At 33.9% G+C, this 25895-nt stretch carries 22 protein-coding genes and 1 riboswitch; of the genes, 5 read left to right on the top strand and 17 right to left on the bottom strand.

What is annotated here, in order from left to right; genetic code table 11:
- Window positions 1-14 precede the first annotated feature (14 nt).
- Together RTP99_RS02925 and topB are read right to left on the bottom strand one after the other, a co-directional pair.
- On the bottom strand, window positions 15-671 hold the full coding sequence (locus RTP99_RS02925; RefSeq protein ID WP_000070077.1) for a TetR/AcrR family transcriptional regulator: 657 nt from the start codon (window positions 669-671) through the stop codon (window positions 15-17).
- A gap of 464 nt (window positions 672-1135) precedes the next feature.
- Window positions 1136-3280, bottom strand: a complete 2145-nt coding sequence (gene topB / locus RTP99_RS02920) for a DNA topoisomerase III (protein WP_000766743.1) — start codon at window positions 3278-3280, stop codon at window positions 1136-1138.
- A 333-nt stretch (window positions 3281-3613) separates the two neighbouring features.
- On the opposite strand from topB, the gene RTP99_RS02915 reads away from it, so the two are divergent.
- Window positions 3614-4159, top strand: a complete 546-nt coding sequence (locus RTP99_RS02915) for a hypothetical protein (protein ID WP_000458515.1) — start codon at window positions 3614-3616, stop codon at window positions 4157-4159.
- A gap of 110 nt (window positions 4160-4269) precedes the next feature.
- Here RTP99_RS02915 and RTP99_RS02910 read toward each other — a convergent pair whose 3' ends face one another.
- Window positions 4270-5553 carry an aminopeptidase P family protein gene (locus RTP99_RS02910; protein WP_000843007.1) on the bottom strand — a complete coding sequence of 428 codons (1284 nt, stop codon included), beginning with the start codon at window positions 5551-5553 and terminating at the stop codon, window positions 4270-4272.
- A 189-nt stretch (window positions 5554-5742) separates the two neighbouring features.
- Between RTP99_RS02910 and RTP99_RS02905 the strand changes: the two genes are divergently transcribed.
- Entirely contained in the window at window positions 5743-5973 is a 231-nt protein-coding gene (locus RTP99_RS02905; protein ID WP_000789787.1) for a DUF896 domain-containing protein, read from the top strand.
- Window positions 5974-6020: 47 nt separating this feature from the next.
- On the opposite strand, the gene RTP99_RS02900 is transcribed toward RTP99_RS02905, so the two are convergent.
- From RTP99_RS02900 to RTP99_RS02845, 12 genes are all read right to left on the bottom strand, one after another.
- Window positions 6021-6500, bottom strand: coding sequence for a CcdC family protein (locus tag RTP99_RS02900; RefSeq protein WP_000561063.1), 480 nt, complete (start codon window positions 6498-6500; stop codon window positions 6021-6023).
- Window positions 6501-6515: 15 nt separating this feature from the next.
- The gene (locus RTP99_RS02895; protein ID WP_000737882.1) at window positions 6516-6911 is read right to left on the bottom strand and encodes a DUF2871 domain-containing protein; all 396 of its coding nucleotides are present in this window, start codon (window positions 6909-6911) and stop codon (window positions 6516-6518) included.
- Between the two features lie 147 nt (window positions 6912-7058).
- On the bottom strand, window positions 7059-7454 hold the full coding sequence (locus RTP99_RS02890; protein ID WP_000358527.1) for a cytidine deaminase: 396 nt from the start codon (window positions 7452-7454) through the stop codon (window positions 7059-7061).
- Window positions 7455-7487: 33 nt separating this feature from the next.
- A complete protein-coding gene (locus tag RTP99_RS02885) occupies window positions 7488-8789 on the bottom strand; it encodes a pyrimidine-nucleoside phosphorylase (protein WP_001983022.1) in 1302 nt (433 codons plus the stop codon).
- 36 nt (window positions 8790-8825) lie between these two features.
- Window positions 8826-10007, bottom strand: coding sequence for a NupC/NupG family nucleoside CNT transporter (locus RTP99_RS02880; RefSeq protein WP_000876191.1), 1182 nt, complete (start codon window positions 10005-10007; stop codon window positions 8826-8828).
- A gap of 102 nt (window positions 10008-10109) precedes the next feature.
- Window positions 10110-10781 (bottom strand): deoxyribose-phosphate aldolase, encoded by a 672-nt coding sequence (deoC, locus tag RTP99_RS02875; protein ID WP_001017443.1) that lies wholly within the window; start codon window positions 10779-10781, stop codon window positions 10110-10112.
- A 308-nt stretch (window positions 10782-11089) separates the two neighbouring features.
- Window positions 11090-12037 (bottom strand): DNA-binding transcriptional repressor DeoR, encoded by a 948-nt coding sequence (locus tag RTP99_RS02870; RefSeq protein WP_046646893.1) that lies wholly within the window; start codon window positions 12035-12037, stop codon window positions 11090-11092.
- A gap of 653 nt (window positions 12038-12690) precedes the next feature.
- On the bottom strand, window positions 12691-12834 hold the full coding sequence (locus tag RTP99_RS02865) for a Phr family secreted Rap phosphatase inhibitor (RefSeq protein WP_095209882.1): 144 nt from the start codon (window positions 12832-12834) through the stop codon (window positions 12691-12693).
- Window positions 12835-13512: 678 nt separating this feature from the next.
- Complete coding sequence (gene nheC, locus RTP99_RS02860; protein WP_001172021.1) at window positions 13513-14592, bottom strand: non-hemolytic enterotoxin NHE subunit C; 1080 nt, start codon at window positions 14590-14592, stop codon at window positions 13513-13515.
- Window positions 14593-14852: 260 nt separating this feature from the next.
- Window positions 14853-16061, bottom strand: coding sequence for a non-hemolytic enterotoxin NHE subunit B (gene nheB / locus RTP99_RS02855; RefSeq protein ID WP_000162964.1), 1209 nt, complete (start codon window positions 16059-16061; stop codon window positions 14853-14855).
- 31 nt (window positions 16062-16092) lie between these two features.
- Window positions 16093-17253 (bottom strand): non-hemolytic enterotoxin NHE subunit A, encoded by a 1161-nt coding sequence (gene nheA / locus RTP99_RS02850; RefSeq protein WP_000751819.1) that lies wholly within the window; start codon window positions 17251-17253, stop codon window positions 16093-16095.
- Between the two features lie 599 nt (window positions 17254-17852).
- Window positions 17853-19679: an APC family permease gene (locus tag RTP99_RS02845; protein WP_000254878.1), complete on the bottom strand. Its 1827-nt coding sequence runs from the start codon at window positions 19677-19679 to the stop codon at window positions 17853-17855.
- Between the two features lie 144 nt (window positions 19680-19823).
- Window positions 19824-19970: riboswitch (cyclic di-AMP (ydaO/yuaA leader) on the bottom strand.
- 139 nt (window positions 19971-20109) lie between these two features.
- Between RTP99_RS02845 and RTP99_RS02840 the strand changes: the two genes are divergently transcribed.
- The gene (locus RTP99_RS02840; protein ID WP_000031869.1) at window positions 20110-20238 is read left to right on the top strand and encodes a hypothetical protein; all 129 of its coding nucleotides are present in this window, start codon (window positions 20110-20112) and stop codon (window positions 20236-20238) included.
- Between the two features lie 55 nt (window positions 20239-20293).
- Here RTP99_RS02840 and panE read toward each other — a convergent pair whose 3' ends face one another.
- On the bottom strand, window positions 20294-21238 hold the full coding sequence (gene panE / locus RTP99_RS02835) for a 2-dehydropantoate 2-reductase (protein ID WP_001221931.1): 945 nt from the start codon (window positions 21236-21238) through the stop codon (window positions 20294-20296).
- A 175-nt stretch (window positions 21239-21413) separates the two neighbouring features.
- Here panE and RTP99_RS02830 point away from each other — a divergent pair, with 175 nt between their 5' ends.
- Entirely contained in the window at window positions 21414-22889 is a 1476-nt protein-coding gene (locus RTP99_RS02830) for a hypothetical protein (protein ID WP_000387446.1), read from the top strand.
- A 257-nt stretch (window positions 22890-23146) separates the two neighbouring features.
- Here the strand turns inward: RTP99_RS02830 and trhO are convergent, their stop codons facing one another.
- Window positions 23147-24106, bottom strand: coding sequence for an oxygen-dependent tRNA uridine(34) hydroxylase TrhO (trhO, locus tag RTP99_RS02825; RefSeq protein ID WP_000246219.1), 960 nt, complete (start codon window positions 24104-24106; stop codon window positions 23147-23149).
- Window positions 24107-24583: 477 nt separating this feature from the next.
- Here trhO and RTP99_RS02820 point away from each other — a divergent pair, with 477 nt between their 5' ends.
- Window positions 24584-25879 (top strand): Nramp family divalent metal transporter, encoded by a 1296-nt coding sequence (locus RTP99_RS02820; RefSeq protein WP_001030651.1) that lies wholly within the window; start codon window positions 24584-24586, stop codon window positions 25877-25879.
- The last annotated feature ends 16 nt before the right edge of the window (window positions 25880-25895 follow it).

Below are 25895 nucleotides of genomic sequence, written 5' to 3'. Positions count from 1 at the left end.
GCTAACACTTTGAGTTATTCAGCAGACTGCTTATTTTTTATACCGTTCATAACAAATTGAACGACATCCTCAATTTCCTCTTCACTAATAATGTGATTTTCCATGAGTACAAAACGAGAAACAAAAAATCCTGCCAGTAAGGTAAATAACATCTTTAAGATTCGATCAGCTGGAAGATCAATCAGCTCTCCTTGCTCTTTGAATTGTTCTACAATATTTTCAAATAATACAGGAACATGTTTTATAAAGTATGGTTTTAGCTCTTTTTTCAATTCTTCTTTATAAATAATCTCCTTAACAATGACTCGAAATATTTCTTTATTTTCCGTAATAAAAGCAACCCTATTTTTCAATAAATTACGTAAAAACTCCTCAAAAGATGTTGTCTGTTCTAACATAGTTTCCTCTATCAATTCCTTAGCCATGTTCGGGAAAAAGTCATTTACAAACGGTAAAATAACAGAAAGTAATAATTGGTCTTTCTTTCCGTAATGCTTAAAAATTGTTCCTTCGGATACGCCTGCAACTTTTGCTATCTCTGCTGTCGATGTATTCGCATAACCTTTCTCAGCAAACAATTTAATCGTTGTCTCAATAATCCTTTGCTGCTTTTCTGTCTTACCTTTTATGAGACCTTGAGCAAGTATTTTATCAAAAATTGGATTTGACAATTCTATTCCTCCTTTTAAAAAAGTGAGTAATCACTCACTGAACTTATTATAAGAAACACAAATATTAAAGTCAACACAAAAGTGAGTAATCACTCACTTTTGTGTTCTGAAAAATATTATTTAGAAACAAAAAATTAACGTTATATATAAGTCTTCAGACATCTGCCCAAATTAGCATTTTATAGACTGATCGTTTGTTTATTTTTTTATACTAAATACGTATTTTACAATATATATAAAAGATTCATCATTTAAATTTTTCTCTAGTGTAATAAGTTTTCACCTAACACATCAAAACCCTTAGCGAATGAACCATTTTTGTAAAAACAAAAAGCATGACATAAAATTGTCATGCTTTTTCCCATATAATCTAACAAGTAACTTCATTTCTAAACATATACCTTCTTGTATTGTGAATAACTTTCACTTCATCTAAGTAAAGGACTTTTTTATTTGTTGACAACTTAATTCTCAAACACAAAATTAATCTTATTATCTTTCCACTCTAACTTCGCATCAAATGTTTTTTCGCCCTTTTTAAAGCCTTTAATTAAATCGGTCTTTTCACCTTTTAAAAGCTTTGTCATATTCTTTTGCGAAATCGTTTTACTTAATATTTTCTTTGAAATGGTAAAGTCACATTGCGTTGTGTTGTAGTTAGAACAGCCGTAAAACGTTGATTTATCAATTACATCGCCATCACATTTTTTACAGCTACCAACCTTTTTACCTGTTGTAAATTTCGATCCTTTTCGCTCAATCGATTCAACATGTAATCCAGTGAAATCCCACTTCTCCGACATTTCCACCGCATCTTCAATAATTTTAGCTGATAATTTTTTCGTTTGTTCCATAAAAGTTGCTGGTGATGCTGTACCTTCCCCAATTTCCGCAAGGCGCTGCTCCCATTTCGCTGTCATTTCTGGTGAAGCCAGTATTTTATCACCGATTGCAGTAATTAATACTTTTCCTTTATCGGTTGCATACACTTGGTTTTTCTTCACATCTATATATTTACGGTCTTTCAGCATCGTAATAATTCCAGCGCGAGTTGCTTCCGTACCTAAACCTTCTGTTTTCTTTAATACTTTCTCAAGCTCTTCGTTCTCTAAATACTTACCAGCTGTTTTCATTAACGTAATAAGTTGTCCTTCTGTATAACGCTTCGGTGGTTGTGTTTTTCCTTCTTTCACTTTCACCTTTACAACTTTTCCTTCTTCACCTTCAGCTACAATTGGAAGAATGGTTTCGTCATCTTTATCGTCTTGGAAAATAACTTTACGCCATCCTTCTTGAATTTGCTGTTTTCCTTTTGAAATAAATTCAGCACGTTCATCTACAAGCGTTACAATCGTTGTATAGTCAAAGATTGCAACTTCATAATGAGCGGCAATCAGTCTTCTTACGATCATATCGTAAATTTTCTTTTCATCACCTGATAATTTGCTTGGGTTTGTAACTTGCTCTGTCGGAATAATGGCGTAGTGATCTGTTACTTTCTTTTCATTCACATAACGCTTATTATTCATAATCGATTCAACCGGAGCTGGTAATAAACCTTTATATTCATCAAACTGACTTAACTTCTGTAAAATATCAGGGAATGTTGCCGCTTCACCTTGTGTAACATAGTTGGAATCTGAACGAGGATAAGAGACAATTCCTTTTTGATATAGTGCTTGCGTTATATCAAGCGTCTTTTTCGGTGAGAATTTAAATGCTTTATTTGCCGTTGCTTGTAGTGATGATAAGTTAAATAAAAGCGGAGGCTGAAATTCTTTACGCTCCGTTTTCATTTCCTTCACTACTGCTGGTTTACCTTGGCAAAATGCCGCAATTTTATTCGCCATATCAGGGTCTTTTAAGCGGGATTCACTATCCTTCTCCCATTTCCCCTCATACTTCTTTCCTTCTATATTAAAGGTTGCGAACACTTCCCAGAACGGCTCTGACTTAAAGTTTTCTATTTCCTTTTCACGCTTTACGATTAACGCGAGTGTCGGTGTTTGTACACGACCAGCTGAAAATACATCATTCATTCCTTTTTTCTTTAACAAAATACTAAACACACGTGATGCATTCATACCAACAACCCAATCCGCACATGACCTTGTATACGCCTCATAGTACGTATTGATTGTATCTGATTCGTCAAGCAAGTTTTTAAATCCTTGATAAATAGCTTGTTTCGTTAAAGATGAAATCCAAAGACGCTTCATCGGCTTTTGCACGTTACAAAGATTAATAATGTTTCGTACAATTAATTCCCCTTCACGCCCAGCATCGCCCGCGTGAATAATTTCTGTTACTTGAGGATTATGTAACAGCTGTTTCACAACATTAAATTGCTTATACTTTGACTTTGTTACTTCAAATTGAAAACGCTCTGGAATCATAGGTAACGTATCAAGTGACCATTTTTTCCACTCTGCGTGATAATGTTCTGGATTACATAACTGCGTCAAATGACCAATTGCCCATGTACAGTACGCTCCATTTGGAAATAACTCATTTGCTTCTACTTCTAAATAACCATCTTTCCGGCGATATTTAAACTGTGAAACAAGAGCCAAACCTTGATCTGGTTTCTCGGCAATAATTAATTTCATTTTATAACTCCCTATCTGTATTCCAGTGTTACTTTCGTTGTCTATCTGTTTAGAGGCGATGATAAAACAACAATCTTATTTATCATTCGCGGGTTACTCCCTGTAATGGGATAACTATAATATTATACGCTTATTCTTTATGGCTTCACAATAGAAACTCTTCATTTAACTCTTACATTCACATGCTCATAATTAAAAAGACGTCCCAAAAAATCAGGAGCCTTCTTACTCACATTAATTAAATTGTGCAGATAATATGCAGATTTAAATACGCATGATTTCTCTCCATATGAACATATGATGAAATGAACGATAAGACAGGGAGGTATCATGATGTTTGCTTATACGTTAACTGCCTTAACACTTTGTTGTATCTCGATTATTATCACATCATATATTTCTAAACGTAACGGTACCCTAATGGAGTATATGGTATTTATCATGTCTTTTAGTATGAGTATCGGTTTAAGCATAGGATTTTATTTAGGTATTCTTTTTAAAGGAGAATTACTCTATTCTACTTTGCTTGCGATTTCGATTAGTGGTTGTATCGGTTTTTTAGTAGGTCTACGTTTTCACCTATATACTGCTTTAGAAGGCATGTTCTCTGGATTAATGGCAAGTATGATGGGAGCAATGATTACAGAAATGTTAAATGCTCAACAAGCTCACAGTATACTGTTTATTAGCCTTTTACTTACGATAACAATAACTATGTCATGTATGATTCAACTTTTATCAGAAACTTTTTCTGCCTTTATCCAAAGGCGTTTTTTGTTATTACTATCAATTAGTGTGGTAATTATCGTTGCCGTATTCGTGACATTCCCAGATCATACTCCCCCGCCTTCACCCGGGCATGATCAACATATACATTGACATTTATAATATAATTTACTTTATAAATTGAAGATGATTTTCAAGAAAATATGGAGATTTAAAATGAACAAAATAAAAAGGCGCTCAAAATTGAGCACCTTTTCTACTTATTATTTCGTAACAACCTCATCTTTTTTTACATGTACATTATTTTCTCTCATAAACTCTTCAATCTCTTCCACTTCTCTAATGATATCTTTTGACAAGTTTTCATGTCCATCTTTCGTTACAAGAATATCATCTTCAATACGAATTCCAATTGATTCTTCTTCAATATAAAGACCAGGTTCAATTGTTATAACCATACCTTCTTCTAACACCCTATCTTTATATGTTCCTACATCATGCGTATCTAGGCCAAGGAAATGGCTGACACCATGATAATAGTATTTTGATAACTCTTCATCTTCTTGAATTAAACCAACCGCTTTACACCCTTCTGCGAGTACTTTTTTAGCATGCTCATTTAATGCAGCGAACTTTAAGCCTGGCTTAATAATCTCTGTTGTTTCTTTTAATGCTTTTAATACGATATTATAAATTTGTTTTTGGCGACTAGAGAATGTTCCATTTGCCGGGAATGTATAACTAATATCAGCGTTATAGTAGTCTTTTTGAGCACCTAAATCTAGTAATACTAAATCACCATTTTGAATTTGCGCATCATTATCTTCATAATGAAGAACTGTAGCATTTTTCCCACTTGCCAAAATTGTATTGAACGCATGATGTTTAATGCCAGATGATTTCAATGTGAAATCAAACTGAGCTTCTAATTCATACTCCATCATGTCTGCTTTTGCATGCTTAAGTACGTTGTAAATGCCCTCTTTCGTTACAGCAATCGCTTCTTTCATAATTTCAATTTCTTCTTCTGTTTTAAACACTCGCAATTCACAAATATTCGGATATACATTACCAATTGTTACGTGTGGATATTGTTCTCTTACATGTTTAGCAAATGCTAATGTTTTTGTTTCCGTACCATTCCACTCACGACGTTCTAAATCTAAATATAGATGTTTCACATTTTCTGTAAAAAGTACATTTGACATTGTTTTTTCAAAGCTATCTAAATATACAACTTTCTTTATACCTGAAATTTTCTCTGCTTCTTCGTTAGAAACTGTTTTACCGACCCACTTTTCCATTACTGGATCTGACTTTTCAATGAAAAGTGTTTCCTCTACACTACCTCCAACCTTCTTCAACATGAAAATAACATTTGGTTCATCGATTCCTGTTACATAGTAAAAATTTCGATTTGGCACAAATTTATAATGTGCATCGGCTGACATATGAGGTGCTTGTCCAGCAAATAAAATAGTAATGGATTCATCTGGTAATGTGTTTACTAATCGTTCTCTATTTTGAGCAAAAAATGTTGATTTCATAATAATCCCCCTAGCGTTCTATGTATAATAAAAAAACTAATGATCTAATCAATTCATTTTATTATTGTTACAATTTTTCGTCAATTTTTAACCTTTTTTGATGGTGTTGACATAATTAAAATTACACGTTAAAATGACTATATATTAGTAAGTAACTAATGAAATTAACTTTAACTAGAGGTGAAACAAATGAAAAACATTTTATTCCGTATTAACGAATTATCAAAAAAAGAAAAAGTATCTGGATTAACAGTTGATGAAAAACAAGAACAACAAATGTTGCGTCAAAACTATACACAAACATTTCGTGGAAGCTTAGATTCCATTTTATTAAACACAAAAATTGTGGATCAAAATGGTCATAACGTTACACCAGCGGCATTACAAGATGCTCAAATACGTTTAAAATTAAGCAAATGAGTTCCGCGCTAAAGAATTTTAATAAAACATAAAAAGAGCTGGATTTCCTATTTAGAAATTCCAGCTCTTTTTATTGTCTTTTCTAATCTAGTAAACGAACGATACATCGCAATTCTCCATGACACAATCATGGCAAATGCAAGTAAGAAAAACATTCCACTTAACTCCGCTAAATCAATCGATTGACTTAAATATGATTTCAACGCTACTCGTACAGCTAATAATCCGACTAAAATAAATATAAATGCTTTTGACGGTTTCATATATATTTGTTCACTTCTTATCTCAAACTTCGTTGTTTTAATAAGGAATATAGAGAAAATAAGTCCTACAGTAATTGCTTCTACTATTTCTAACGATGTTAATCGAAACTCTGGTAAGAAGTACATCATTGCGCCAGTACTCATAAAAATTGGCGGCAATATAATTTTCTTTTTCGTTACCGGCTTTTTCGCTGCTTTAAAGCGAAGAAACATGACACCAACAGCCATACAGACTGCTACAATACTTGATAAAAGTGCTATCATACTTTCCACTCCTATCTATTTAACAGACTTTTTGAGCAAAATCATAAACCAAACGAGCCCGATACTTATAATAACATGACCTAATCCAGCCATATGGCTTAAACCGTTAAAGTCAGTTCCATTTACTTGTAGAAGACCTCTCCATAGCATTGTAGCAATAGTAAAAAGTAATCCTACATTATAAACAACAAACCACGCACGAAAACTCTTTGTTTCTTGTACATGAAACACTTTACATAAAGCTAAAGCAATTAAAAAGAATACGAAACCGAGCACTAATACATGTGTATGCACCAATTGCAACATTGTGGATCCTTTAATTCCTTGTGCTTTCGAGTACTCTCTTGCAAAAACTCCTGATAATAAACCGATAATTAAGTAGCTGAATGCTGCATTATATAATTTCTTCATTCTATTCCTCCTGCTGTAAACTTTCTATTATTCGCTGCAATCATTTTACGCAAAGTTTATGAACGGAATATGAACAAAATATTACATTCAACATTTAAATATAAAAAAACCATTCCACAATTTATATTTGTGGAATGGTTTTTCAACTTATTTTAAATCTTGTATTGAGAAAGCACCTGGCAGTAATTGCTCAACAGTCACTTCTTTTTCATCGCCTTTTACATTCGTTAGTAATACAGGCATTTTCGGTTCACAGAATTCAGCAATTACTTGTCTACAAGCACCACACGGTGAAATCGGTCCGTCCGTTTCTCCTGTAATAACTAAGTAACTAAAGTCGCGCTCACCTTCTGATACTGCTTTAAAGATCGCTGTTCTTTCTGCGCAGTTACATAAGCCGTAAGAAGCATTTTCTATGTTACAACCAGTATAGATTTTACCTTCTTTCGTAACTAACGCTGCACCAACAGGAAATTTTGAATACGGAATATATGCTTTTTCTAACATTTTATTTGCTTCTTCAATATATTTTTTCTTATCCATATTATTTCCTCCTCAAAGTAAGTGTAATGATGATTAGTCAGTAATAACTGTATGCACTAATTTAGGAGCCACTGCTGTTTCAGCAATAGAAATGTTCTCATAAATTTTTGCTTTTACATCTTCTACATTTTCGCGGTTTGCGTAGATTGTTACGAATGGCTCGCCTTCTTTTACTGCATCGCCAACTTTTTTACGTAACATTAATCCTACTGCTAAATCGATTTCATCTTCTTTTGTCGCACGGCCAGCACCAAGTAACATAGCTGCGATACCAATTTCATCTGCAACAATGTTAGAAATAACACCTGAAGTTTTTGCAGGTACATCAATTACATACTTCGCCTGTGGCATTTTTTCTGGATTGTCTACAATTGAGCTATCTCCGCCTTGATTACTTAAGAACTCTTTAAACTTCTCTGTTGCTTTTCCGTTTTTCATAACTTCAATTAACATTTCACGCGCTTCTTCTAGTGTATTTGCTTTTTTCGCAAGTACAACCATCTGACTTCCTAATACAAGTACTAATTCTGTTAAATCTTCTGGTCCTTCACCTTTTAACGTATCAATCGCTTCTTTCACTTCTAGAGCGTTACCAATTGCAAAACCAAGTGGTTGTGACATATCTGAAATAACAGCCATAGTTTGACGTCCTACATTATTTCCGATACGTACCATTGCATGTGCTAATTCTTTTGCATCTTCTTCTGTTTTCATAAATGCGCCAGCACCTGTTTTTACATCAAGTACGATTGCATCTGCACCAGCTGCAATTTTTTTACTCATAATTGAACTTGCGATTAAAGGAATTGAGTTAACCGTTCCGGTTACATCGCGTAATGCATAAATCTTTTTATCTGCAGGTGTTAAGTTTCCTGTTTGTCCAATAACAGCTACTTTGTCACGGTTTACAATATCAATAAATTGTTCTTTTGTAATTTCAACGTGGAATCCTTCTACCGCTTCTAATTTATCAATTGTTCCGCCTGTATGTCCTAAACCACGACCAGACATTTTTGCTACTGGTACATCTAAAGCAGCAACTAATGGTCCTAATACTAAAGTTGTTGTATCACCAACACCGCCAGTTGAATGTTTGTCTACTTTAATTCCTTCAATTGCTGATAAGTCGATCGTTTCACCAGACTCAACCATCGCCATCGTTAAATCTGCACGTTCGCGATCTGTCATATCTTTAAAGAAGATTGCCATTGCAAGTGCACTCACTTGATAATCAGGAATACTTCCGTCTGTATATCCATTAATAAAGAATTTGATTTCTTCAGTCGTTAATTCTTTACCGTCACGTTTTTTCGCAATAATATCTACCATTCTCATTACAATCACCATTCCTTTTTATATGATATGAATCTATTAAAATAATAAGCCCACGATTGTTGCTGATAAAAAACTTACTAATGTTGCACCGAAAAGCAACTTCAAACCAAATCTTGCGACTACATTCCCTTGCTTTTCATTTAAGCTCTTAACTGCCCCTGCAATAATTCCAATTGAAGAGAAGTTTGCAAATGAAACTAAGAATACAGATATAATCGCTGTCGTTCTATCTGAGAAATTAAAGTTTCCTTGTGCTAAATCTGTCATAGCGACAAATTCATTTGATACTAATTTTGTTGCCATAATATTTCCAGCATTAACAGCTTCATGCCAAGGTACACCCATAATAAATGCAAATGGCGCAAATACATAACCAAGAATTTCTTGGAATGAAATACCGATTACACCTTTAAATACAGCGTTAATGAATGCGATAAGAGCAACGAAACCAATTAACATAGCTGCTACTGTAATCGCAACTTTAAATCCGTCTATAATGTATTCTCCTAATACTTCAAAGAAAGTCTTTTTCTCTTCCTCTTGTACTTCTAACATATCTTCTTCTTCAGTAACTTCATACGGGTTAATAATAGAAGCGATAATAAAGCCACCGAATAAGTTAAGCACTAAAGCGGTTACAACATATTGCGGTTTTAATAACACCATATACGATCCAACGATAGACATTGAAACGGTAGACATTGCAGATGCACATAATGTATACATTCTTTTCTCTGGCAATAATCCTAGTTGTTTCTTAACTGAAATAAACACTTCAGATTGTCCTAAAATCGCAGAAGCAACAGCGTTATATGATTCTAGTTTTCCCATTCCATTTACTTTACTTAATGCTAGACCGATAGATTTCACGATAATAGGTAACACTTTAATGTGTTGCAAAATACCGATTAAAGCTGAGATAAATACGATTGGCATTAATACACTTAAAAAGAACGAAAACTCTTTTTGATTTACTAATCCACCAAATACGAAATTCACACCGTCAGCGGCATATTTTAATAGCTCTCCAAAACCATCTGCTATTCCGCTAATTAATATATTCCCTACACTTGTATTTAATAATAAAAACCCCAAAATGAATTGTAATATAACCATCGTTATGATTGGGCGATATTTGACTTTTTTTCTATCATTACTAGCAAGCCAAGCGATACCTAAAATCAATACGAGGCCTAAAACACCGATTAAGTATTTCATAAGCCGTCTCCTCCCATTCGTATCCGCTTACATCTTTTTCAATTGTTAAAGCAATAGATACACTTTACTTTGTGTATCTATTGCTTTTGACATCATTAATGATTAGTAGTTATCTGTAGCACCTTTTGCATCATTTAATACGATTGCAACACTAGCACTTGCTCCAACGCGAGAAGCTCCAGCAGCTACCATTTTTTCTGCATCTTCACGTGTACGAACGCCACCAGATGCTTTTACACCAACGTTTGGTCCAACTGTTTTACGCATTAATGCGATATCTTCAGCAGTTGCTCCGCCAGTTGAGAATCCAGTTGAAGTTTTTACGAAATCAGCCCCAGCTTTTACTGATAATTCACAAGCGCGTACTTTCTCTTCATCTGTTAATAGGCAAGTTTCAATGATTACTTTTACAAGAGCTTTTCCTTTTGCTGCTTGTACTACTTCATAAATGTCTTTTTCAACAAGTTCGTCGTCGCCATCTTTTAAAGCGCCTACGTTGATTACCATGTCAACTTCAGTTGCACCTTTTGCGATAGCATCTTTTGTTTCGAAAGCTTTTGTTTCAGTAGTACTTGCGCCTAATGGGAAACCGATTACAGTACAAACATCTACATCATGTCCAGCTAATTCCTCAGCAGCTAGCTTTACCCATGTAGGATTAATACAAACAGAAGCGAATTTATATTCCTTTGCTTCTTCGATTACTTTCATAACATCTTCTTTAGTAGTATTAGCTTTTAAAATTGTATGGTCAATTAACTTTGCAATGTTCATTATCTTCACTCCTCATATCTTTTAACAACTTCATTCTAACTCTTAGTTGAACAAATGTAAATACACTTTTGAAATTTTGTTCATTTTTTTTAAAAAAGGAATTTTCCTATAGTAAATAAAGCTCATTCTAACTAAGAAACACTTCCTATTTAAAATCAAAACTTTTATATTAACAATGGTAGTATGTATCTCAATATCCATAATTATTTTTAAAAAGGCAATTTGTATTCAAACAGCACTCCCATAATTCATACATAACAAAATAAAAGGCTTTCTCAAAATTAATATCTTGAGAAAGCCTTTTATTTCTAACCTTTTTCATAATGTAACAATTCTTTTGCTGTATGCTGATCGATAATTAATACATTTGCATATCCGCCACGTAACGCACCATCAATTGCTTTTATTTTTCTATTACCACCAGCAACTAAAATAGAACGTTTCTTTAATTTCAGTTCCTCTAACTCAATTCCAATGGTCCGCTTATTAATTTCTTCACTACTAATATTTCCATCCCCATCAAAGAAACGTGAACAAATGTCACCGACCGATTGTTTTTTGAGTAAACTTGTTTCATCCTTATCGAAATAACCTAATCGGAATAATAGCGCTTCGTCTCGCACTGTCCCTACAGTGAAAATTGCAATATTCGCTTGTTTCCCCATTTCGATAATGTGATGAATATGTCGATCCTGCTCTACTAATTCCTTTGTCACTGCATTATCAAATATAACTGGAAGAGGTAGATTTCTTGGCGTCGTTTGAAAAGCATCTGCAAATAAAGCAATTGTTTCATTCGCATATGTATTTACACTCGAATGACTAATACCACCTTTTAACTGAACGACTTCTACACCTTTTACATGTTGCGGTACGATTTTTCTAGCGATTTCATACATCGTCATTCCCCAGCTTACACCAACGATATCACCATTTTTAACCGTCTTTTCCATATACTCAGCTGCATATTTACTAATATACGCTGTAATCGTTGCGTATTCTGGCACTGGAGAAAAAACGACATGCGCCTCTAACAAATTGTACTTTTCTTTCAGTAAATTTCCAACGTTATCTAAATCAGCAAATGGATCAGCTATACTAATTTGAACAAATCCTTTTTCTTTCGCGTACTTTAATAATCTAGAGATAGTCGGTCTTGAAATATTTAGTTTGTTAGCAATTTCTTGCTGACTATAATCTGATTGATAATATAATCTTGCAACCTCAACGCTTAATTGTTGTTTATCTTTATCCATAGTAACTCAATACAAATCCTTTCCTGTATTTCCCTTTCGTTACAAGCATTATACAGCTTTATGTAATAAATTTCGACTACAGAATTTTATCTAACTGAACTTCCACTACACTTACTGTATGAAATGAAACATTATTGTGTAGATTTACTAACTCAATATAGTTACGCGTGAGACATGTAAATCCATTATCATTTAATTCACGCATTTTCTGCAATAACGATAACAAGACCGCTCAAAAACGCACGGTAGAATCAAGTTATTTAACATAGAAAAGTTGTATATGAGGCCCAGGATATCAAAAACTGTTTTTCTCATACTTATGGAATTTCCATTCGCGTTTTCTGTAAGGGTTAGTAAAGAGACCATTTTTTGTCCCTTTTTCATGCTTTTTTCTTAATTCCATACGTAATATGCATTAAATCTTCAGTTTGAAGTGAAAAATTAAAACAAGATTTACCTGTTTTAGTGAAATTTAATTTTTGTTAGACAGCTAAGAAAAGATGAGCTGATTTCTTGTTATAAGAGCGTCTTAAAATTTTCGCTTGATGGACAATGGGGTATTACCACATATTAAAAAGCCCATTTCTTTTTAGGAAATAGGCTTTTCTTAGGAATTATAATTATCGTTTTTTAAAAGGGGAATGAACCTTTTACTAGATTCCTCCACCTGGTTCAGTCATATGTTGTACAACAGGTGCTTTTTTTGATGTATTTTGATGAATTTCAGGGTTATTTAATCCAATAGATAATAAAGTGACAGTTACTAGACTTATGACGAAAACCTTAATCTTTTTCATCTTAAATACCCCTTTTCCTTTATTGAAATTTTAGCTTCATAACTCATACGATAATACTCTGAAGCCTTATCCTTCATTCCTACATTATAACACTCATTAGCTAAAAGTTCAGAATAATTTTGAATTTATTTCCAAATATTTTGTTCCTTAAAATAAGCTATAGCTTCCAAAACAACAAACTCTAATTTTTCAATAGAAACCTTATTAACTAAAGCACTCAAGATATTATAACGGTGGTGGTATTCTTCCGTACAATCTTTTAGCCCCTCATCAATAAAGAATTTTGCCTTTTCATAATTCCCTAATTTATAGTGAACTTCCGCTAAGGTATGTATACCTTTTTTCTGGTACGGTAATCGTGGGGAACTGAATTTTTCATACGCCCGTCACCCTCTCTTTAGATATTACCTGCATATTTTTTAAATATTAACACAATTATTTTGAATGCATGCAATTTTGAGGTTGAGAAATATTTTAGGATCAAACTATATATTTCGCACTTAAAATACAGATGGCTAATATCCAATTGCACTTATTTGAAAGGATTATATAAATTTCTATTAAGGCCTATTTTTTATAAATAGAACTGACGACCAATCATACCAAGAAGAGTAAATACCTTGAGATAAGAATGTTGGTACTCTCGGCAAAAAATAAACACCGGAACTAGCCCACTGTTTACTTCGCCACACCTTCATGTAATTTTTCTGTATAATCTTTTACATCTTTCCAGCTATCTTTCGCTGTATGTAAATCTTCTTTTATGAAGGTAAATTCTTCCGGACTAATTCCTTTTACGTTTTGTAGTAAATTATTATATTTTGCCCCTACTGTATACCATTGATTCGATATATTTTGCAATGCTGTAATTGCTGCATCAATCGTTTCAGTCATGTTTGTTGTTTTATTTTTTACATCTGTCAAAATTGCGACCTCTGCTTGTGCGCCAGAAATTCTATCCTTTAAATTGGCAATTTCTCTTTCTGCATTTGCAATATCTTTTTTCGCAACGGCAATCATCGGTCCGCCAGCAAGGCATGTTATTAACGCTACACAAAGTACACCACCAGCGATAACCATATCATTACTCTTTTTAATTGAATCGTTATATGTATTGATTTGTTGCTCTAAAGCTGGAATACCAGCATTCGTACTTGCTAAAATCGAGGTTAGTTGATTTGTATCCGCTTTAAAGCTATTTGTATCTTTCGCCATTCTATCGCGAAAGGCTTTCAAATTACCTAATAATACATCTACCTCATTTTGATTCTTTACAATATCCGCATACAATGTTTCTAAATCCGCTTTTAACTTTACGCTATCTTTTTGATCAATTGCTATTAGCATGCTACTATAATACGCTTGAAAAGTATTATTGTAATCAATAATATTTTGATCCGTTTTCATAATTTGCGGCTTCATATGATCTAACCAATACGCCGCGTTAATTTTTGCATCTCGTTGGTGCTGAATCATATTTCCTTTAAACTCACTATTAATCGAACTTATTTTACTCAAATCAGTCTCTTGCTGATTTTGAATTAATTTTGCATAGGAGTCCATTGCGAATATGCTCGATGTCGTTTGCGCCATTACATCTTGGAATCCAGCTGGCCCTAACGAATAATTTCCCGCACTTTCTTGCAATGTTTTTACGTTTTGTTCTGCTGCAAAAGGATGTAAAGGAAATACATTACTCGTTGCCACCCCAGCAATCATTAACGTTAAAAGACACTTTTTATAAAATCTTTTCTGCATACTTTTCACCTGTTTTCTTTATAAGGGTATAAAGTGAAACTTTAATCAGTGGGGGTTTTCTTCATCCCCCACTGATTATTAGCCCTCACCAATCGGACTTTTAGGGGCAGCCCGATCCCCACCTAAATTCTTTGCTTTCGCTGCATTTTGAGTTGGGGGTCTTACTGCCCATTAAAGTCGGATAAAAAGCTCCTGCTCACAACTGAACAGGAGCTTCAAATCTTTCATCAATACGTAACGCTCTAACGATTTGTATTTAATTAAGCTTTTTTCGTATCTACTACTTTAATATCTTCAGCATAAATCTTTTCTGCATAGTCTTTAATGTTTTTCCAGCTATCTTTCGCAATGTTTAAATCTTCTTTAATGAAAACAAGGTCATTCGGACTAATTGAATCTACATTTTGAAGTAAAGAATTGTATTTTGATCCCATTGTGTACCATTGGTTTGAAATGTTTTGCAACGCTGTAATTGCAGTATCAATTGTATTTGTTAAATACTCCGTTTGTGTCTTAATGTTCGTTAACCCAGCTACTTCTAATTGAGCAGTTGTAACTTGTCCTGTTATTTTTTGAATTTCAGCTTGTGCATTATCAAGTTCTTTCTTCGCTAATACGATACCAGCTGTGCCACCGCCTACAGCTGCTGCACCACCTGCAATTAACGCGACTCCTAACGGCGTTCCTGCACCTGTAGCAATCACTACTGCACCACCAATAATGGCAATTGGCCCTAGAGCTGTCGCAACTGATGAACCGATAATAATTGCATTATATTTACTAATTGCTTCATTGTACGTTGTAATTTGATTTTGCAGAAGCGGGATTCCTGCATCTTGACTAGCTAAAATAGATGTAATTTGATTTGCGTCTCCCTTAAAGTTTTGCGTATCGGACGTCATTTTATTTCGGAATTTCTTCAAGTCATCTACTAACTGATCTACTTGCGCTTTATTTTCATTAATACTACTTGATAATCTAGTTAAACCTTTCGTAAGAGTCGCTTTATCTTTTGCATCTACCGCAGCAACTAAAGTATCGTAATAGTTTTGGAATTTCGTATTGTAATTAATGATATTTTGATTCGTTGAAATAAGCTGTGGCTTTAGTACATCTAACCATTGCTTCGCATTTCCTCTAGCTGTATCCTGGTGCTGAATCACTTTCCCTTTTAAAGCCGCATCAACAGACGATACATTTCCAAAGTTAACATTACCTTGTTTAATAATTGTTAAAGCGTACAGATCCATTACTAAAGCGTTTGAACCCGTTCTTTCCATTGCATCTTTTAGGCCTTCTGGTCCTAATGAATATTCCTCATAATCATTATAAGCTTTTGCGGCCGCATGAACTGGAGCTTGCTTCACTGTACTCTCCGCTGCATACGTATGAGCCGGCATGATATTTCCTGCTGCAAATACTGCCATAAGTGCTGATAGAGCCATTACTTTATAAGGTTTTTTTGTCATTTTTCTTCTCTCCCTATATCGTTACTTATTTTTAATGTACTTCAACGTTTGTAACGTAATCTTCAAATTGATTCGTTTGTTTATTCATTTCATCACTTACTTTTTTAATTTGGTTGAAATGTTTTTGTAGTAAACTACTGTCTGTATATGTGCCTTCTTCAACATTCTTTTGAATTTGGATCATATTACTGTTTAAAACTTTCCAATCTGCTAATAACGTTTCTAAAGTTGTGATTTGACGATCGATTAGTTCTGTGAAACTACTTACTTGATCTTCAACGAATGTAATTTGTGTTGCCTCTGCTTCAGTTTGTGATAACTTTTGAATAAGTGGCAATAGCTCTTTTTGCTTTTGCTGAATGCGAAGAGCTGCTTCTCTCGTTTGGCTATCTGCAGCATTTACAATTTCATTACTTAAAGTACCGATAGAAACGAAATCAATTGTTTTCGTTTGTGCAGTTTGATTTGTAATTGTAAATACTTGTTTACCGATATTAATAGAACCTTTAATAATTTCTTGAGGTCTATTCAAAATAGTCGTTAATTCAGCTTGAATTTCCCCTTGAATTCTTTTAATATCTTCTCTTAATTTCACAATATCTCCACTTGATCCTTGTAGTGTTTTTATTGCTTCATCAGCTTTAACTGATAAGTTGTTACTATCCTTATCTAATACCGTTTTAAATCGATTTAGCTCTAATAAATCTTGCTCCATACTCTCTTGGATGCTTTGTACTTGCAATTGTAATTTTCCATATGCACCTGTAAAATCTGCTTTTGCTTGTCCATCTTCATTTACGTTCCCTGCTAGTTCATAGAGCTTACTATAATAGCTATTAAATCTAGTACTATACCTCATCATCTCTTGATTTAAGTCGATTAACTTCGGATTATATTCATCAATCCACTCTCTTACATTTGCCTTTGCAAACTTTTGATGATTCGTCAAACTACTCATCGCGTTCACCTTAATGTCTGGCTGTTGTAAAATCACTAGTCCATATGCTTGTATAAGTGGTGACTGTGATCCTAACATTCTAATTGAATTGGATAATGTATTTGGAACAATTACATTTTGTGCATATACTGTTTTCACTTCTGGTTGCCCCTCCTTAGCGTAAGCGCTTACAGGAATGAAGCAACTCGTAGATACTGCTGTAACCAATAACCCTGTAATTAAAGTCTTTTTCACTTTAACTCCTCCTATGTATTAGCAACTATTACTATCGCATTTTATTATTCTATTTTCTTACCCATAATTTGAGATGGTTAAAATAGAGAACGTTCTCACCGCAATCCATGTATGAACCACCTCTCTCGTATTGCTACAGTACTTACTTATCGTCACAAAACATTTTATTATTTTTTCATATGTGATTAGTATGAATAACATTGTATAAAATTTCTATTTTATAGCGATTTCCACATTCACACAGTGAATATATTACATAAAAATATTATTCATCTTAAACTAAATAACGTACGTAAATATGAAATTCCGTTTTGTTTTCATATAAGTTTTGTACTGTAAGGTCATTTAAACACAGCTATTTATATAACGTAAAGAAGTATTTTCATTCCCTTTATTTTCAAGCCTTCATGTCTTTATTTCAAAATATAATCCACTTCACTTTTTCAATTAAAATATCCATATATCACAACAAAAACCTCTACTTACTCACAGATACAAAAATTATATCAATATATCTTTTGGACTCATATGCAATTATGCATAGCGTATACACAAAAAGGATAGCTCCACTTTCGTAAAGCTATCCTTTAAAAAACTTCTTACTTTTTCAAATGATATGGAACTGTCGTAATAACAACATTTCTTTTATAGAGTAAATACGCACGAATGAGTAAACTAGACTGATTATGGAGAATATTATGCCAACCTTTTTTCGGAATGAACTGTGGTATAACGACAGTAACTCGGTAATTTGATTCACTCGCTTTATATTGTACTGTATCAATAAACTTCGTTAGCGGTTGAATAATACTTCTATAATGAGAATGTAAAGTAACAAGTCTTACTTCAGGTTGCCACTTCTTCCATTTCTCTTCAAATTTCTTTTCCTCTTCTCTGTCAAAAGCAACATATACAGCGATAACTTGATCTGCAGAAAGAGACTTCGCATAGTTTAATGAATTCTCTACTACATGCGTCATACCAGCTACCGGAACGACAATTACATTCCCCTCAATTGGAATAAGAGGTTCGCAAGTTTTTAAGCTTAATTGATCACCCACTGCATCATAATGCTTCTTAATTCGATGGAATAAGAAGATAATAACTGGTAAGAAAATAAGAATTGACCAAACTTGTGCGAATTTAGTTAAAAAGAACATACTCATTACGATAAAACTAATGACTGCACCAATTAAATTGACCGTTAATCGTAAAGCCCATCCTTCCGGTTTTTCACGAAGCCATTTTAATACCATACCACTTTGAGAAAGGGTAAATGGAATAAATACGCCTACTGCATATAACGGGATTAAATGTTCCGTTTGTCCTTGGAAAGCTACAATTAAAATAATTGATGCAATTCCAAGTATAATAATACCATTTGAATAACCTAGACGGTCTCCTCTTATCGTAAACATTCTCGGTATAAATTTGTCTTTTGCAAGGTTAACTGCTAATAGTGGAAATGCAGAATAGCCTGTGTTAGCAGCAAGGATTAATATTAAAGCTGTTGTACCTTGTATAAAATAGTACATGAAATTACGTCCAAATGTTTGTTCAGCAATTTGTGAAACAACTGTTACTTCTTTACTTGGGGAAATTCCGTAATAATAAGCTAAGAACACAATTCCTGAAAATAAAACTGCAAGTAATGCACCCATTGCAAGTAATGTTTTCGCTGCATTGTTAGGTGCAGGATCTTTAAAGTTTGGAATTGCGTTTGAAATTGCTTCAACACCTGTTAAAGCAGAACTTCCTGATGCAAATGCTCGTAACAGTAAAAACAAACTAATCCCTGCAACTGGTGTTCCAATCGGCGTGTGTAAATTCGGTGACACGTGACCAGTTAAAATATTATATATCCCTACACCAATTAATATAAATAATGCTAAAACGAATAAATAAACAGGATATGCTAAAACGGAAGCTGATTCCGTTACCCCTCTTAAATTTAAGATGGTAATAAATATAACAAATATAATCGCAATGATTACATTATGTGCATGTAAACTAGGAAAAGCAGATGTTAGCGCATCTGTACCTGCAGACACACTTACTGCAACAGTTAAAATATAATCGACTAATAAAGATCCTCCAGCAATTAAGCCCGGATTCATCCCTAAATTTTCTTTTGATACAACATACGCGCCTCCGCCATGCGGATAAGCAAAAATAATTTGACGATAAGATAAAATAAGGGCTGTCAATAATACTAATACCCCAATGGCTATCGGAATAGAATACCAATAAGCGATCGCTCCAACACCTGCTAGTGCAATTAATATTTGCTCTGGACCATATGCAACTGATGACAATGCGTCAGAAGAAAGAATGGCTAGCGCCTTCGTTTTATTAAGCTTTTGCTCTCCTAACTCAGTTGATTTTAAGGGCCTTCCAATTAAAAACCTTTTAATAGATGAAACCAATGCTGTCCACTCTCCAATAATTTTGTACGAACGATTCTGCTTGTTACAGCCAGTAAACTATTTCTTCAGAAAACAAAAAATGTCTACAAGCCATAGCGAAATAGACTTGTAGACATTATTTTTTTTGTCGCACAAGCTCCACCTTCCTTCTCAATATAACGCTTACGAGGTTAGCTGTCGGATTCGGGCCTATGAGTAGCCCTACCTTTTTCAAGGATTCACCCCATTGGATTAAGAACTAATCCATAAGAACGGGTCCCCCGTACCATGCGGTTTCAGCGATTTAGAAAATTGAAACTGTGGATTATAATACTCCTTTATTTTCAAAATGTAAACAAAAATTTTTAAAAAGAAAAAATTAAAATGATTGCGCATAATCCGCCGGTAAATATACATAATGAATACTAAAAAATCAATAAAGGAGACCTATATGTCTAAAGAAAAGAAGCCTATTTTTTCCGATTCCTATTTAGATGCATTAGCAAATGAAATTAATCAATTATACGGTAAACGTGAACAGGAAATAAATTTGACAGATAGAACAAAAAGAAATAAATGATTTGTCATAAAAAAAGAAAGCAATACACTTATATATTGCTTTCTTTTTTATTTTTTCATACATCCAATTGTATTGCTGATTTGTTAAAGGTCATTTCTTCATACACTTTCAAATTTTGATATACTGCTCCTAATAATGGTGCTTCTATAGAAAATTGTTCTGCTACATCTAGTAAGTATCCTTGTAAGTGCTTCGCTTCAATAGACGAACCTTTTTCCATATCACGCTGCATCGATGACTTCATATTATACGAAATTTTATCAATTGTTTTCATATGTTCTTGGACAATATTATCTTTAATTGGCGCTCCTATACATCTCATAATTTGCATACATTCTTCAAATAAGTTTTGGATAAAATCGCGTCCACCTTCGCTTTCACGAATCGGTCCTATCGGTGCCCGCATTAATGTCGTCACACCCGACATTACAGTAATAAATAAATATTTATGCCACATATCTTGCATAATGTTTTCACTTAAAACAAAACTAGATTTCGTACCTGCAAATGCTTTAGAAATATGCTTTATTCTCTCTGAATCTTGAGACTTCATTTCTCCAAACACAAGTCTGTTGGCAGTGCTAGTTTGTACAATTTCTCCTTGATCGTTTAAAGTCGTCTCGATAAAGCATAAACCACCAATTACTTTTTCCTCGCCGAATTCTTTTTGTAATAGTGATACATGAGCGATACCATTTAACAATGGAATGATTACAGTGTTTTCACCTACAAACGGCTTCACATCTTGAATTGCCTCGTTTAAGTGATACGCTTTTGTTGAAAATAAAATGACATCAAATGGAGCAGTTCGATCTTCTTTCGTTATTAATTTCGGTTGGAAGGAAAAATCCCCGTTAACACTGCGGATTACAAGTCCTCTTTCCTCCAATTGTTTTTTCCTTTTACTGCGAACAAGAAACGTAACCTCTTCTCTCTTTTCTACTAAGCGTCCCCCAAAAAATCCTCCAACGCCGCCAGCTCCTAATACTAAAATCCGCATACAACATCCCCCTTTTCAAAATATCAATTTATAACTTTTAGTATACATAACATTATACATGTCCCCTACTAAATAAGCTGAATTTTCATTCTTAATCAAGTATAAAACAGTGGTTATTTTCAAATAAATTTGGGCATGTTGTTTTTATAGCATATATGGAAAGGAAACAATGTAAATGGAGGCAATACAAACAATTGAAGAAAAAGATGTAACAACAGCTATATTTCAATTTATATTCCCGTTTTCTTTTAAAACTGGGTATGAACAAAATATGTTCCCTTTCTTACAGAAAAATGACTTTCGCCCTTTTCGACTCGATCATCTTGAAAATGAAAATACATACTATGGAAAGTTTCAAGTTTCACATCAAAATATGGAAGCATACTATCTTTCATTTACAAATAAAATTTTATTTCCTCATTCAGAACATCAAAAGGGGTTGCAGCGCTATTCTAAAGACCTTAATTTAACTGGACATTTAACAACAAATCTTATTTCCGTTCCATTTAAGATTCATTCTATTGACGTAACACTTTGTCCTTATGAGCTTGGCTTCTTAACAATTCGGACAGAAGTAGAGACCGCTCCAAACATGACATTATCAGAAGCAATTGAATTCGCCGCCCGCTTCCGTGTACTTGAAACTAAAAATGATACAAATGAAACGATTTGCATTGAATGTAATGGAAAAAAATATTCCCAAGTAGAAAGATTCATTTTTGGTTATTTATTTCATGGCGTAACAGATTTCTTTGAGAAGAAGAGATTAAGAAGTTCTTACTTTCAAACCTTTCCTTTCTTTGAAGATCAAAGAATGTACGTTCAAACTTTACTATGTATAAAAGCAGATATGGAGCTTACCGAAGTGGATGTTTATCGTACTTCCAGCCTTTCTGGATTAACAAGTAACGGCAAGGCTTATGTAAGTGCAAATAATCTTCCTTATATTCATGATTATTTAAAACAACACGCTTACCAGAGGTGGGCTCCAAATCGCTATTTCATAATGGAAGAACATATATTCACCTGTGTAACAAATGAGGGGGAACACGAATTTACTAAGCTTGCGAGTCAAATGTATGGGGAGTTTTATTACGCTTTATTATTAAATCTATTTCATAAAATTGTTTTGTTAAAAATGGCAAACGCTTATGCTGAACTAAACATTGAAAAAGATACAAATGAAATCGAGAAATTAATTTATTCAATCAATTCATTTACTGCGAATTACTTTTCTTTAGAGCTCGTATCCCAATCACAGAGTGAAGATATTTTCTTTCGCTTAAGAAAGCTTTTTAACATCGAGGTTTTATACTCGAATGCAAAACAAAATCTTGATAGTTTGTTTAAATATCAAGAAAATGTCGCTTCTAAAAAGGATAGTCTTTTATTATTAATTTTAACGCTTTACTCTGTTGTGGGCCAAATGTTAGGGTTTACTATGATTGACCTATTAAGAAACACCGATTCAAACAAAATATCGTCGCCACTTGAATTTTTCGCGCTTTTAATAGCAATTAGCGGCATCGTCATTTCACTTATTTTAGGTGCGCAAAGTTTATACCAATGGGGTCTACAACATAAACGAAGAAAAGCATGGGTTAAACAAACTGTACTTTCTGCTGTGAGAGAGAAAGATGATTCGAAATAAAGAAGATTATTTTTACATTGAAGTATGTGGTACGCTACAGTAATTGAAATTTTTATCAGCGATTTTTCGGATATATCGGCGCATCTCGAAATATATCAGCGATTTTTTAAATATATCAGCGCAACTCAAAATATATCGGCGATTTTCCAGATATATCGACTTACCGACAGAAACCGACAAAAGGCTGAACCGGACAATATAAAAAGGGTATTCCAACATAAAGTTTGGAGTACCCTTTTTTATTACACGAATTCCTCTTACTTCCCTGCTTCGATTTTCTCTAATGCAGCAGCTACTTGTTCTTCCGTTAATTCATGTTGTATTACGTAGCGGTTACGTGGGCTTACACGGCATTCGTGAGAACATGCACGTAAATATTTCGCTTCGTTTTCTTCAGAACATAAAATTTTCTTGTTACATTCTGGATTGGCACAATTTACATAGCGCTCACAAGGTTCACCTGTAAAGTAGTCTTTACCAACGATAACATGTTCTTTTTGGTTTACTGGTACAGCGATACGCTCATCGAACACGTAACATTGTCCATCCCAAAGCTCACCTTGTACTTCTGGGTCTTTTCCGTACGTTACAATACCGCCGTGAAGCTGACTTACATCTTCATAACCTTCACGAACTAACCAACCAGAAAACTTCTCGCAACGAATTCCGCCTGTACAGTACGTTAAAATCTTTTTACCTTCAAGTACTTCTTTATTTTCACGAATCCAATCTGGTAATTCACGGAATGATTCGATATCAGGTTTAATCGCACCTTTGAAGTGACCTAAATCAAATTCATAATCATTTCGTGCATCAATGATAACTGTATCTTCTTGTTTCATTGCTTCATAAAAATCTTTTGGCTCTAAATACTTCCCAGTTATTTCGTGTGGATTAATATCATCTTCTAGACGAAGTGTAACTAATTCTGGGCGAGGACGCACGTGCATTTTCTTGAATGCATGACCATCAGCTTCATCTATTTTAAATACGATACCGTCAAAACGTGGATCGTTGTTCATAGCTTCCATGTATTTCTCTGTTTGTTCTACAGTACCAGAACAAGTTCCGTTAATACCTTCTTTTGCTACAAGAATTCTACCTTTTAATTCAAGTGAATTACAAAATGCTAAATGCTCTGCCGCGAATTCTTCTGGGTTTTCAATTGTTGTGTACATGTAATATAGTAATACTCTGTATGGTTTTGTAGTTGCCAATGTATTTCTACCACCTATCTAATTTTTAAAATCATGTATAAGTTAACGTTCATATCAAAACATATATAATAAGAAAATGAATCCCATTTTCTTCTCTTTATACTATTTTCTATCAGTTAACAAAAATAAAAAACAAGATTACACACCAAAACACTATGGTTATGTTGTAATCCCAATATATTATATATCATACAAATGCAATTCCATCAATTAATATGCTGTATTATCGGCTTTATGTTCACATAAATTTCAAAAACAGCCCTTTAATTCATTATGTTTCCCCACGTCATCACACCATAAACTCCCAATTTTTAATAACACCACACCATTCATTGTATTAAGGCATATAATTTGCACTAAGGAAACATTTATGTTCAAATAAAAAATATAACCTAGTACATTTAAATGTATTGAAATAAAGAATAAGAATACTTACAATAATTTCATCAAGTTAACATACCAAAGGGGAAAACTACTATGAATAAAGATATATCAAAAGATGAACATGTCCCTTCTCAAAGTACAACTGTTCAATCAGCGCATTTAGCATTAAGCGGACAAACGAAAGGCTTAAAAAGACTATTACCATTCTTAGGTCCCGCTTTCATCGCTTCAGTCGCTTATATTGACCCTGGCAATTTCGCGACAAATATTGCCGCTGGATCACAATATGGATATTTATTACTCTGGGTAATTCTCGCTTCTAATTTAATGGCTGTATTAATCCAAACTTTATCAGCTAAATTAGGAATCGCTACAGGTAGAAACCTTCCTGAAATTGCTCGAGAAAACTTCCCAAAACCTGTTTCCATCGGCTTATGGATACAAGGTGAACTCGTTATTATGGCTACTGATTTAGCTGAATTTATCGGGGCAGCACTCGGATTGTATTTATTATTTGGAATTCCAATGTTACCAGCTGCTTTAATTACAGCTGCTGGATCATTTATTATTCTTGAATTTCAACGCAGAGGCTTCCGTCCATTAGAAGCTATTATAACAGGAATGATTTTTATCGTTGTTATCGCTTTCGGTGTACAAGTCTTTTATGCAAAACCGGAATTAAGCCCTTTGCTTTCAGGACTATTTATTCCAAAATTCCAAGGTGTAGACAGTATATTACTTGCAGCCGGAATTTTAGGGGCGACAGTTATGCCGCACGCAATCTATTTACATTCCGCCTTAACGCAACGCCGCGTAGTCGGAACAAATGATGAACAAAAGAAAAAGATTTTCCGCTTCGAGTTTATTGATATCATTATTGCAATGGTTATCGCTGGAGCAATTAATGCAAGTATGTTAATTGTTGCTGCTGCACTATTCTTTAAAAACGGCTTGCATGTCGAAGATCTTGATGTTGCTTTTAACCAGTTCAGTACTTTAGTGGGCCCTGTATCAGCTGCTTTATTTGGAATTGGTCTCTTATCAGCAGGACTATCAAGCTCTTCTGTCGGTACAATGTCAGGTGATATTATTATGCAAGGTTTCATTCGAATGCATATTCCGTTATACTTACGCCGATTTATTACAATGATTCCACCACTAGTGATTATCGCTTTAGGCGTAAATCCAACTTACGCTCTAGTCATGAGTCAAGTTGTCTTATCATTCGGTATTGCCTTTGCATTAGTACCACTTATTATGTTTACAAGTAATAAAAAAATTATGGGTGCGCTCGTTAACCACCGTATAACAACCTTGATCGCTTGGATCATTGCTATACTTGTTATCATTTTAAATATTTTCTTACTGTATCAAACGTTTGTAGGATAATGAAAGAAGAAGGCTG

Origin of the sequence: Bacillus sp. (in: firmicutes), from assembly GCF_031983925.1 — a bacterium.
GTDB lineage: Bacteria > Bacillota > Bacilli > Bacillales > Bacillaceae_G > Bacillus_A > Bacillus_A pacificus.
Note: the sequence above shows the minus strand (reverse complement) of the source record. Positions and strands in the feature narration are given on the sequence as shown.